Origin of the sequence: Oerskovia sp. NPDC056781 (assembly GCF_042789955.1) — a bacterium.
Taxonomy (GTDB): domain Bacteria; phylum Actinomycetota; class Actinomycetes; order Actinomycetales; family Cellulomonadaceae; genus Oerskovia; species Oerskovia rustica.
In genome coordinates, this window is sequence record NZ_JBHUAD010000018.1 from 21,137 (window position 1) to 32,144 (window position 11,008).

An 11,008-nucleotide genomic window follows, 5' to 3' on the forward strand; every position below is an offset into this window, starting at 1 on the left:
GCGCGTCGAGCCATCGCTCAACGCCGCGTACGACACTCTCAGATCACTCGCCACCACACGCCCCCTGAAGCAACCTCGCGTCGATCGACGCACCGCACAGTAGCGCAGCGCGCACCGCCAGACGGCGGGGCCCTCCGTCCTGTGGACAGCCGTGCGGGCCGTGGTTCCACCGGCCGACGAGCCTGGCGACGTCCCCTCTTCGTCCGGCGTTCCCGCGTTCCCGCGTACCCGCTCGCGGCAGGAGCCCTCGCGCCGCTCCGCGTGCGCGTCACGGACTGACGCTCGCCCCGCGCTGCCCGACGACGTCACGCGCCCGGGTGCGTCGGTCGCCACCGAGCGGGACCATGGCGGAGGCACGTCCACCCTCCTCTCCCCTGACCAGCGAGGTGCACCATGACCCGGTTCGTCGTCGACCCCGGCACGGTCCTGCGGCTCGTCACCGAAGACGCCCAGGTCTCGGACGCGCACGAGCTGCTCGCGCCGACCCTCCTGCGGTCGCAGACGTTGTCCGCCCTGCACGAGGCCGTGCATCGCGGTGACCTGTCCGTCGAGGTCGGACGGGAGCGGCTGGCCCGCGTCGGCCGTCTGAAGATCCGGCTCCTCGGCGACGGCGTGCTGCGCCGCACCGCGTGGACGGTGGCCGATCGGCTCGGTTGGGCCTCGACCTACGACGCCGAGTACGTGGCCCTCACGCAGCTCCAGGGGGAAGCCCTCGTGACGGCGGACGTCGAGCTCGCCCGCGCCGTCCGGGGAGTGGTCGAGACGGCACCGTACGAGTCGCTGCTCGACGCGGGGGCATGATCGGCGACGGGACAGGGAACGGTGGGCGCCCCGGTCGCATCAGGGTCTCGACGCCGCCAGTCGGTCGAGCGCCCCCGTCGACGCCTCGACGATCTGCGCCTGTGCGTCGGCCCGGCTCGTCGTCGGCTGACCGTCCCCTGGTTGCGCACCGTAGTCGGCGAAGAACGCGTGGACGGCCCCCGGGACCTCGACGAGCTCGGTGGTGGCAGGCAGGTCGGCGCGGGACGCCTCGATCTTGTCGGGCGTCGTCAGGCCGTCGCGCGATCCCCACACCGAGGTCACCTCGACGTCCGCGGTGCTCATGTCGCCAGACGGGTACGAGGCGTGCAGGAGCAGGCCCCCGACCTCGGCGTCGTGCGCCGCAGCGAACGACGCGGCGACGACGCCGCCCAGTGAGTGGCCACCCACTGCCCAGGTGTCGACGACGTCGAACGCCGCCATCGCGGAGGCCGACTGGTTCGGGGACGTGAAGGCGATCCCGAGGGGCTCCTTGAGCGCCACGACCAGGTGGCCCGCCTCGGCGAGCGGCCGAAGCACGGCAGCCGTGGCGCGCACGTCCACCCGAGCCCCCGGCGAGTAGACGAGGCCTGTGGACGCGTCGCCGCCGCGCGGGACGAACGCGATCCATCCTGGCTCGTCGAGCACCTCGACCGAACCGTCGCTCTCCAGGGCCGCGCGCGCCGGCGCGGTCGCGGGGAAGGGCCTGAGCCACACGACCGACGCAGCGAGGGCCACGAGCACCATCAGTCCTGCACCGAGGGACATCCCGCGAAGCACCCGTCGGGATCGCGACCGCTCCGGGCGCCGAGCGGGCCGCCGAGCACGCACGACGGTCACCAGGAGGAGAAGCACACCGGCGACCGCGCTCACCACCAGGACCGCGGTGAGCGCCCAGTGCTGGTGGCGGACGGTGTCCCCCGTCGTCGCCACGACCCACACGGGTGCGGCGACCAGCGCGACCCCCAGGACGGCGAGCAGGAGGCGACCGACCAGACCGCCGCGCGGTCCGCGGGTGTCGTCGCCGGGTCGTTCGGGTCCGGGATCCGTCCGGACGTTCGGCGCGCTCATCCCTGCTCCAGACCTCTCGACGACACCACCGGTGGCCCGGGGACGATCGTCACGCTAACAGTGGCCTCGCGCGCGCGGCCCACGTCCGGATGCCGGCCGACCCGACCGCGAGGACCATGGCCGCATGACGAACCTGCTGACCGCCGACCCACCGCCCGACACCCTGACCCGACGGATCGGGCGCGTCGCGCTCGGGCTGAGCCTCGTCTTCGCGGGGATCGGGCACCTGACGTTCTCGCGCGAGGAGTTCCGCGCCCAGGTGCCGGACTGGTTCCCGGTGAGCGAGGACGTCACGGTCCTCGCGTCAGGGGCGGTCGAGATCGCGCTCGGCTCGTCCCTGGTCGTGCTGTCGCGGCGGCGCGTCGCGGTCGGGCTGGTCGCGGCGGCGTTCTTCGTCGTGATCTTTCCGGGGAACGTCGGCCAGTGGCTCGAGCACAAGGACGGGTTCGGGCTCGACACCGACGCCAGGCGGTTCGGCAGGTTGTTCTTCCAGCCCGTGCTCGTCGCGTGGGCGCTGTGGTCGACGGGGGCGTTCAGCGCACTGCGACGCGCTCGGGCCGACCGCGCCTGACACGATGACCGTGACCCTCGCGCTGCCGTTCCACGGGCGGTGGCTCGTGCAGAACAGCCCGGCCCGGCGCGTGCCCAGCCACGGCGTCGACGTCCTGGGCCAGCGGTACGCGATCGACTTCGTGGGCGTCGACTCCCGGCACCGCACGGCCACGGTCCGCGACTGGCGCACGGCCCTCGGGACCGAGCCGCCCGAGCGCTTCGTCGCGTTCGGTCGCCCGATCCTCGCACCGGCGGACGGTGTCGTGGTCCTGGTGCACGACGGCGAGGACGACCACGCGGCCCGTCGCTCCCAGCTGGCCCTCGTGCCCTACGCGCTCGGAGCCGCGGCACGACTGCGCGAGGGCGTGCACGCCGTCGCCGGGAACCACGTGACCGTCGAACTGGCGGGCTCCGGTGCGTTCGTGTCCCTCGTGCACCTGCGCCGCGGGTCCCTGCGGGTGCAGGTCGGCGACGCGGTGCGCGCCGGGCAGCAGGTCGCCGCGTGCGGGAACTCGGGGAACTCGACCCAGCCGCACGTGCACGTGCAGGTCACGGACAGCGCCGACTTCTCCGTGGCGCGAGGCGTACCGATCACGTTCCGCGACTTCCGGGAGTGGCCGCGCGGTCGGGGCGGGCCCCTCGACCGGGTGACGGGACTGCCCGGCGAGCGCTCCGTCGTCGAACCGCTGGTGTGACGACGCCGTCCCGGGCGCCGAGTGTGCAGTTCGGGTCGCCTGTCGGCCCGCCTGACAGCCGGAACTGCACGCTCGACGACCGCAGGTCGCCCGGCCCCGTTCAGGCGAGCGGCTGGAGCCGGAACAGACGGACGACCCGGCCCGAGTCCCTCTCGTAGGCGCGGTACCCGGGCCACTGCGCCTGGATCAGGTCCCACGCTGCCTCGCGCTCGTCGTCGGGCTCGACGAGCGTCGCCCGGACCCGCATGTCCCGGCCGCGGACCGTGATCGACGCGTCCGGGTTCGCCAGCAGGTTGTACGTCCACGCGGGGTGCCGGTCGCGCGCGAACGACGTGCCCGCGACGATCGCCCGGCCGTGACCGTCGGGCGTGTACATGAGGTAGGTGCTGCGGGGCTCGCCCGACCGCGCGCCCGTCGAGTGCAGGACGAGAGACGGGACGAGCAACGCGCTGAGCTGCACCCGACCGCCCGACAACCGCGCGAGCACCCGCTCGGCCGGGGGCAGGACCACCGGCCCGACCCGGCGGAACGCACGCGTGCGCGTGAGCGGGGCGACCAGGGACCGGACGACCTGCAGCAGGGAGGTCATGCCCCCATGATGGCCGGGGTCGCCGCACGGCGCACGGCCGCCTGGCCGGCCACCCCGACCCGACGGCGGGTCACGCCGCCGGCTCCGGCGACGGGTCGGGGATCTCCCCGGGCCGGTAGCGCGGGAGCCGGCTGGCGGGCAGGATCGCGGTCGCGCTGACGCCCGCGAGGATCAGCAGGCCGATGCGCAGCGTGTCGAGGCGGCTCTGCTCGTTGACCGCGACGGCCGCGTCGACCTGGGCCTGGTTGGCGTCGGTCCCTTCCAGGACCTCGCGCAGCTCGTCGTTGCTCACGAAGTTCACGTTGTCGAGGTCCACCTGTGCGACGAGCGACGGCGGCAGCTCGGGGTGCTCGACGACGGAGCGGGCCACGCTGATGCCCAGGACCGTCACGAGCAGCGCACCGACGACCGCGGTCCCGACGGCCGACGCAAGGTTCTGCGTGGTCCCGCGGATCGACCCGACGTCCCCGGCGAGCGTCTTGGGCACGGCCGTGACCAGCACGTTGAACACCAGCGTGACCAGCGCGCCCTGCCCGACCCCGAACACCAGCAGCCCGAGGATCGTCGGCAACGTCTCCCAGTTGTTCGTCACCACGAACGACAGCCAGGTGAGCGCGCCCGTCGTCAGGACGAACCCGAAGACCCCGATCGTGCGCGGGCTGAACCGCCCGTAGAAGCGCACGACGAGCGTCGCCGTGACGAACACCGTGAGGTTGAACGGCATCATCGCGAGCGCGGTGTCGAAGGGCGTCCGGCCCTGCACGATCTGGATGTACAGGGGGACGGTGAAGTTGAGCGCGGCCTCGAGCGCCACGACGATGAACATCGCGTACACCGCGGCCCGCTCGCTCGACGACCCGAGGACCGTCAGGTCGACCAGGGGCACCTTCCCGGCCGCCGCCCGCCGTCGCGTCCACCAGAAGAACGTCTGTCCGAGCACCACGCCGACGACGACGAACAGCGGCGCCGGGGAGACCCCGACGACCGAGAAGGGCGCGTCGGGCGAGGCGTACAGCAGCCCCCACGAGTTGAGGTTGTTGAAGCCCAAGGTCAGCAGGACGATCGCCGCGCCGATCAGGACGGCCGCCACGAGGTCGATCCGGATGCCGGGGTCTCCCTTGTCCGAGCGCAGCCGGAAGCTGAAGACGAAGACGACGACCGCGAGGACCAGCACGATCCCGAACACGGGGCGCCACCCGACGAGGGTGCCCAGCGCGCCGCCGATGAAGAAGGCGCTCACGCCGGAGATCGCACGGGCCGAGCCGAGCGACCCGATCGCCGTCGCCTGCTGGGGCCCGTGGTAGTTCTCGGCGATGAGCGCGACGAGCGCGGGCACGATGATCGCGGCGGACGCGCCCGCGACGGCCTGGCCCGCGATGGCCCACCCCACGGTGGGCGAGAAGATCATCATGAGCGCGGACACGGCGAACGTCGCCACCACCACGCGGAAGACGACGACCCACCCGATCCGCTGACCGAGCTTCGCCCCCGTCATCACGAGCGCCGCGACCGCGAGCCCGTAGACGACGATCGTCGAGCTCACGACGGTCGGCGGCACGCCGAACTCCTCGACCATCCCGCCGAGCGACACGGGCAGGGCCGCGACGTTGAACGACATGAGGACCTGGGCCAGGAACAGGCCCACCATCGGGACCCAGGACCGTCGAGTCTCGGTCACAGCAGGTTCCTCGCTGACACGGCTCATGGGCGGGGCTCCGTCTTCTCGGGGACGTGCACGGACGACGCGAAGAGGTTGAGGCCGAGGGCGCGGGACAGGTAGGCCGTCGCACGCTGGCCCCGGACGCTGTTCCCCGCGGAGTCCAGCGGTGGGGAGAACGTCCCGATCGCGCCCTTGCCGGGCGCCACCGCGACGATGCCGCCCGCGACGCCCGACTTCGCGGGGAGCCCGATCTCGAAGAGCCACTCCCCCGAGCGCTCGTACAGGCCCGTCGAGGCGAGCACCGCGAGGGTGTCGCGGCAGACCTGCGCGGAGACGACCCGTTCCCCGGTGACGGGGTTGACGCCGCCGTCGGCGAGGGTCGCGCCCATGACGGCGAGGTCGCGGGCGGTCACCCGCAACGCGCACTGGCGCGTGTACACGTCGACCACCTCGAGCGGGTCGGTCTCGATGCGTCCGTAGCTCTCGAGCAGGCGCGCGATCGCCCGGTTGCGGATGTTGGTCTCGGACTCGGACCGGTAGACGACGCCGTCGAGCTCGAGCGGTCGTCCCGCGAAGCGCGAGAGGCCGGTCCGGACGTTCTCCCACTGCTCGGCGGGTGTCCCGCCGGGCATCATCGCGGTCGTCGCGAGGGCGCCGGCGTTGACCATGGGGTTCATGGGGTGGCCGTCGTTGAGCTCGAGCGCCATGACCGAGTTGAACGGGAGCCCGGTGTTGTTCACGCCGACGCGCTCCCGCACCGCTGCGTGCCCGTAGGCCTCGCACACGAGCGCGTAGACGAACGCCTTCGAGATCGACTGCACCGAGAACTCGACACCGATGTCCCCGGCCTCGTGCAGCTCGCCGTCGACCACGGCGACGCTCACGCCGAACAGTGCGCGGTCCACCGCGGCGAGCACCGGGATGTAGTCGGCGACGTCTCCGGCCTCGTGGTCGCGGTACCGGGCGTGGGCCTCGACGACCAGGTGCTCGACCCGGTCCCACCGGGGCAGCGCTCCGGTCGCTGCCACCTGCTCGACGTCGTCGACATCCATCCGCGCACCCGCCCGTCTCTGGAACCCTCCGTGATGCTCCCACCGCGGTCGTGGGAGCGCACTCGGAGCGTCAGCAGGCCAGGTCGGGGCGGGCGCGCCCGTGTCGGTCGGCGCTCTCGTACGCCCCCGGTCCGACGGCGTCGCTCACCGCGCGACGGCGGCTCCCCTGGCCACCAGTCCCGCCGTGTCGGACAGCCTGATCTCCTTCATGAAGAAGGCGATGACGAAGCCGATCACGCCGAGCGGGACCAGGTACCAGAACGCGGGGGCCAGGGCGTCGGTGTAGGCCGTGACGACGACGTCGTGCAGCTGGGCGGGCAACGCCTTGACCGCCTCCGGGGTGAGCGTGTCCGGGCCGAAGCTCGCCGGGACCTCGCTCGCGGGCAGCCCCTTGGCGGCGTCGCTCAGGTTCGACGCGAGCCTCGTGGTGAACACGGTCGAGAAGACGCTCGTGCCGACGGCGGCGCCGATCTCCCGCAGGAAGTTGTTCGTCGAGGTCGCGACCCCGACCATCTCGGGGGCGACCGAGTTCTGCACCGCGATGACGATGGTCTGCAGCACCAGGCCGAGCCCGAACCCGAGCACGAAGATCATCGCGCCGAACGTCACCATCGAGATGTCGGCCGTGAGCTGCGTCAGCAGGACCAGGCCGATCGTCGCGATCCCCATCCCCAGGATCGGGTAGATCTTGTAGCGGCCCGTGCGTGCGATCAGCAGGCCCGACCCGATCGCCGTGATCATCAGCCCGATCGTCATGGGCAGCATGAGCAGCCCGGACTCCGTCGCGCCGTAGCCCTGCGCCATCTGCAGGAAGGTCGGCAGGAACGACAGCGCCGCGAACATCGTCATGCCCAGCACCAGGGCTATCGAGACCGACACGGAGAACGTCGGGCTCTTGAACAGGTGCAGCGGGATGAGGGGGTCGGCCACCCTGGTCTCCACCACGAGGAAGCCGACGAACGCGAGGACCGCCACGACCAGCACCGTGAGGAGAGCCGGGCTGCTCCAGTCGTACTTCTTGTCGCTCGAGATCGTGCTCCAGCTCGTGAGGAGCACGATGCCCGCGGTCGTGACCGCCATCAGGGCCGCGCCGCCGACGTCGAACCGGCGGCTCGGTGTGCGCGACGGGAGCCGGAGCTTGAACCAGGCGATCGCGAGCGCGGTCAGCCCGATCGGGACGTTGAGCCAGAAGCACCATCGCCACCCGGGGCCCTCGGTGAACCAGCCGCCCAGCAGCGGGCCGGCGACCGTCGCGATGCCGAAGACCGCACCCATGGGGCCCATGTACCTGCCCCGGTCCCGGGCCGAGACGATGTCGGCGATGATCGCCTGGCTCAGGATCACGAGCCCCCCGGCGCCCAGCCCCTGGACCGAGCGCCAGGCCACGAGCTCGACGAACGAGCCCGACAGCGCGGACCCGGTCGACCCCACCACGAAGATCGCGATCGCCACCAGGAAGGGCACCCGGCGCCCGCGCACGTCGCCGATCTTGCCGTAGATCGGCATCACGATCGCGATCGCGAGCAGGTAGGCCGTGATGATCCAGCCCTCGTCCTGCGCCGCGCCGAGGTCGCCCACGATCGTCGGCAACGCCGTGCCCACGACCGACTGGTCCAGCGCGGACAGGAACATCGCGGCCAGCAGGGAGCTGAAGATCACGTACACCGTGCCCTTCGAGAGCACGATCTCCGGCTCGCCCGTCGTCGCGGCACGGGACGTGGCGTCGCTCATCGCAGCTTCCTCACTGGCGTGCCGGACAGGGCAGCGCCGGGCGGGAGACGGGCCCGCGCGCGGAGGATGCGACCGGGGCCGACGGTCGGGAACGGCCCGGGAGGCCCGCCGCTCGCCCTCCTCGATGGTCGTCCGAGGTCCTGGAGGGCGCAACACCTGGCGGGTTCCCCGGTGCTCAGAGCCCGTCGAGGAGGTCCCGCATCCGGTCGATCTCTCCGCCCTGCCCCGACGCCGTCTCGGCGGCGATCTCGTGCGCGAACAGGTCCTGACCGTCGACGAGCACGACGTCGACCATGTCGAGCGCGCCCTGGTGGTGCGCGATCATGCCCTCGAGGAAGAGGCGGTCGAACGTCGCGCCGCCCGCACCTGCGAGCGCCGCCATCTGCTCGTCGGTGAGCATCCCGACGACGGCCTCGCCGTGGCTCCCGTGCGCGCGGCCCGCACCCTCGGGGACGCGCGGGCCCGTGCCGCCCGCGGCCTCCGCTCCCTCGGGCACCTCGACGTCGCGCGCCTGCAGCCACGACGCGAGGGCGTGGATCTCGGGCCCCTGCCCGGCGGTGACACGCTCGGCGAAGGCGCGGACGGCGTCGGACTCGGCGCGGTCCGGCGCGAGCGCGGCGATCTCCAGGGCCTGCAGGTGGTGCTCGATCATCCCGGCGACGAACCCGACGTCCGCCTGGTTCCAGGAGCCCTCGGCCGGGGCGCCGTCGAAGTCCTCGGGCGAGACGGTCTCGTTGCCCTCGCCCGGCAGCCCGGGCTGGACGACGACGCTCGACGGGGTGGACGTCGGCACCGGGTCGCCTGTGCACCCCGAGACCGCGAGCGCCAGCCCGGCGACGACGAACCCGCAGGTCAGCCCTCGGCAGCCCGGAAGGGCCCCGCTCCACCATCCTGCGTTTCCACCGGGAAAACTCCGCATCCGCCCTGTTCCCTCCGTGTAAAACCTCGCCGGAACCATCCCGTTTAAGTGGTGCATGTCACATTTGCCGGTCAGAATGCGCAGAACCCTATCAAGGAGGTGTTTCCCTCGTGCATCGAAGAACGCACAGGCGCAAGAGCCGGGTCCTGCTCGCCTCGTCCGTGGCAGCCACCCTCGCCGTCTCCTCGCTCGCGGTCGCGTCGGCGGCGTACGCCGAACCGTCCGACGGATCTCCCGAGGCGGTGGCCGAGCTCCTCGACCAGGCCCCGTCCTCGCTCCCCGCACAACGCCTCGCCCCCCTCGCCCAGGCCACCGACGTCCTGGCCCCCGGGGAGATCGCCGGCAGCCCCAACCTGACCCTCGTCGCCAACATCCCCAAGAACGGTGCCTTCGCTCCCGAGGGCCAGTACAACAGCGACCTCGCCTTCCAGGGCCGCTACGCGTTCGCCGGCAACTACGGGGGGTTCACGGTCTACGACGTCGCCGACCCGACGAACCCGCAGCAGGTCGCGCAGGTCGTGTGCGCCGGCTCCCAGAACGACATCTCGGTCTACGGCGACCTCCTCGTCCTGAGCACCGACTCCTCGCGCAGCAACGCCTCGTGCGACAACGTCGCCCAGAGCGCCACGATCAAGGACTCGTGGGAGGGCCTCAAGGTCTTCGACATCTCCGACCCGACGTCACCGCGGTACGTGTCGGCCGTCGAGACCCAGTGCGGCTCGCACACGAACTCGCTCGCACCGTCGAAGGACGGCAAGGACCTGTTCGTGTACGTCTCGTCCTACTCCCCCAACGCCGCGTTCCCCGACTGCAAGCCGCCGCACGACCTCATCAGCGTCGTGCAGATCCCGGTCGACGACCCGGCGTCGGCCGAGCTCGTCTCGACGCCCGTCCTCTTCCCCGACGGCGGCAACCCGGGCGGCAACGGCTCGAGCACGACGTCGGGCTGCCACGACATCACGACCTACCCGTCGAAGGACATCGCGGCGGGCGCGTGCATGGGCGACGGCATCCTCATGGACATCTCCGACCGCGCGCACCCCGTGGTCACCGAGGTCGTCCGGGACACGACGAACTTCGCGTTCTGGCATTCGGCGACGTTCAACAACGCGGGCACCAAGGTCGTCTTCACCGACGAGCTCGGCGGCGGGGGCGCACCGACCTGCAACGCGACGGTCGGGCCCGAGAAGGGCGCGGACGCGATCTACGACATCGTCGACGGCCAGCTCGTGTTCAAGAGCTACTACAAGATCCCGCGCGAGCAGGCCGCGACCGAGAACTGCGTCGCGCACAACGGCTCGCTCATCCCCGTCCCGGGCCGCGACGTCATGGTCCAGGCCTGGTACCAGGGCGGCATCTCGGTGTGGGACTTCACGGACTCGGCCAACCCGGTCGAGATCGCATGGTTCGACCGCGGCGCGCTGTCGTCCGACCGGCTGATCCTCGGCGGGTCGTGGTCGGCCTACTGGTACAACGGTGCGATCGTCTCGAACGACATCCAGAAGGGCCTCGACGTCCTGCTGCTCGACGACCCGGTGACCAACGCCGCGAAGTCGGTCCTGACGGACGAGCTCAACCCCCAGGCCCAGCCGACGTACGTCGAGCCGGCCGCCTGGTCGAGGAAGACGGCCTACGCGGGCGGAGCAACCGTCACGTACGCCGGCGCCGTCTGGCGGGCCCAGTGGTGGACCTCGGGCCAGACCCCGGGGGACCCGTGGGGTCCGTGGGAGGAGATCGCGGGCGTCGACTCGAAGGGCGTCGGGGCGTGGAAGCCGACCCGCGTCTACTCCTCGGGCGACACCGTGACCCATGACGGCACCACGTACACCGCGAAGTGGTGGACGAGGAACCAGGTCCCGGGCGACCGCTGGGGACCGTGGGCGCCGCAGGGCTGACCTGCGTCGCGCCCGTGCTGCGGCCCCGGTGACCACTGCCCGACGG

The 11,008-nt window shown here is 72.0% G+C and carries 10 protein-coding genes; 4 read left to right on the plus strand and 6 right to left on the minus strand.

The genetic code is table 11. The features are described from left to right. Positions 1–393: 393 nt before the first annotated feature. Positions 394–801, plus strand: a complete 408-nt coding sequence (locus ACFRCR_RS03175) for a type II toxin-antitoxin system VapC family toxin (RefSeq protein WP_377675516.1) — start codon at positions 394–396, stop codon at positions 799–801. Positions 802–840: 39 nt separating this feature from the next. Here ACFRCR_RS03175 and ACFRCR_RS03180 read toward each other — a convergent pair whose 3' ends face one another. Next, positions 841–1,869, minus strand: a complete 1,029-nt coding sequence (locus tag ACFRCR_RS03180; protein ID WP_377675517.1) for an alpha/beta hydrolase — start codon at positions 1,867–1,869, stop codon at positions 841–843. 124 nt (positions 1,870–1,993) lie between these two features. Between ACFRCR_RS03180 and ACFRCR_RS03185 the strand changes: the two genes are divergently transcribed. Together ACFRCR_RS03185 and ACFRCR_RS03190 are read left to right on the plus strand one after the other, a co-directional pair. Beyond that, complete coding sequence (locus tag ACFRCR_RS03185; protein ID WP_377675519.1) at positions 1,994–2,440, plus strand: hypothetical protein; 447 nt, start codon at positions 1,994–1,996, stop codon at positions 2,438–2,440. A 4-nt stretch (positions 2,441–2,444) separates the two neighbouring features. Then, entirely contained in the window at positions 2,445–3,116 is a 672-nt protein-coding gene (locus ACFRCR_RS03190) for a M23 family metallopeptidase (RefSeq protein ID WP_377675520.1), read from the plus strand. A 100-nt stretch (positions 3,117–3,216) separates the two neighbouring features. On the opposite strand, the gene ACFRCR_RS03195 is transcribed toward ACFRCR_RS03190, so the two are convergent. The 5 genes from ACFRCR_RS03195 to ACFRCR_RS03215 all read right to left on the minus strand — a co-directional run bounded on the left by ACFRCR_RS03195 (position 3,217) and on the right by ACFRCR_RS03215 (position 8,941). Continuing rightward, complete coding sequence (locus ACFRCR_RS03195) at positions 3,217–3,705, minus strand: nitroreductase/quinone reductase family protein (RefSeq protein ID WP_377675521.1); 489 nt, start codon at positions 3,703–3,705, stop codon at positions 3,217–3,219. Positions 3,706–3,775: 70 nt separating this feature from the next. Continuing rightward, complete coding sequence (locus tag ACFRCR_RS03200; RefSeq protein WP_377675522.1) at positions 3,776–5,383, minus strand: MFS transporter; 1,608 nt, start codon at positions 5,381–5,383, stop codon at positions 3,776–3,778. A 23-nt stretch (positions 5,384–5,406) separates the two neighbouring features. Then, positions 5,407–6,417 carry a glutaminase A gene (glsA, locus tag ACFRCR_RS03205; protein ID WP_377675524.1) on the minus strand — a complete coding sequence of 337 codons (1,011 nt, stop codon included), beginning with the start codon at positions 6,415–6,417 and terminating at the stop codon, positions 5,407–5,409. Positions 6,418–6,561: 144 nt separating this feature from the next. Beyond that, on the minus strand, positions 6,562–8,148 hold the full coding sequence (locus ACFRCR_RS03210) for an MDR family MFS transporter (protein ID WP_377675526.1): 1,587 nt from the start codon (positions 8,146–8,148) through the stop codon (positions 6,562–6,564). A 175-nt stretch (positions 8,149–8,323) separates the two neighbouring features. Then, positions 8,324–8,941 (minus strand): DUF305 domain-containing protein, encoded by a 618-nt coding sequence (locus ACFRCR_RS03215; RefSeq protein WP_377675528.1) that lies wholly within the window; start codon positions 8,939–8,941, stop codon positions 8,324–8,326. Between the two features lie 287 nt (positions 8,942–9,228). On the opposite strand from ACFRCR_RS03215, the gene ACFRCR_RS03220 reads away from it, so the two are divergent. Next, positions 9,229–10,962 (plus strand): carbohydrate-binding protein, encoded by a 1,734-nt coding sequence (locus tag ACFRCR_RS03220; protein ID WP_377675530.1) that lies wholly within the window; start codon positions 9,229–9,231, stop codon positions 10,960–10,962. Positions 10,963–11,008 lie beyond the last annotated feature (46 nt).

What these genes read in the sequence shown, in the direction of transcription:
- ACFRCR_RS03210 (WP_377675526.1), bottom strand. Translation starts at nt 8,148, where the DNA reads ATGAGCGACGCCACGTCCCGTGCCGCGACGACGGGCGAGCCGGAGATC.
- ACFRCR_RS03195 (WP_377675521.1), bottom strand. Translation starts at nt 3,705, where the DNA reads ATGACCTCCCTGCTGCAGGTCGTCCGGTCCCTGGTCGCCCCGCTCACG.
- glsA (WP_377675524.1), bottom strand. Translation starts at nt 6,417, where the DNA reads ATGGATGTCGACGACGTCGAGCAGGTGGCAGCGACCGGAGCGCTGCCC.
- ACFRCR_RS03190 (WP_377675520.1), top strand. Translation starts at nt 2,445, where the DNA reads ATGACCGTGACCCTCGCGCTGCCGTTCCACGGGCGGTGGCTCGTGCAG.
- ACFRCR_RS03175 (WP_377675516.1), top strand. Translation starts at nt 394, where the DNA reads ATGACCCGGTTCGTCGTCGACCCCGGCACGGTCCTGCGGCTCGTCACC.
- ACFRCR_RS03180 (WP_377675517.1), bottom strand. Translation starts at nt 1,869, where the DNA reads ATGAGCGCGCCGAACGTCCGGACGGATCCCGGACCCGAACGACCCGGC.
- ACFRCR_RS03185 (WP_377675519.1), top strand. Translation starts at nt 1,994, where the DNA reads ATGACGAACCTGCTGACCGCCGACCCACCGCCCGACACCCTGACCCGA.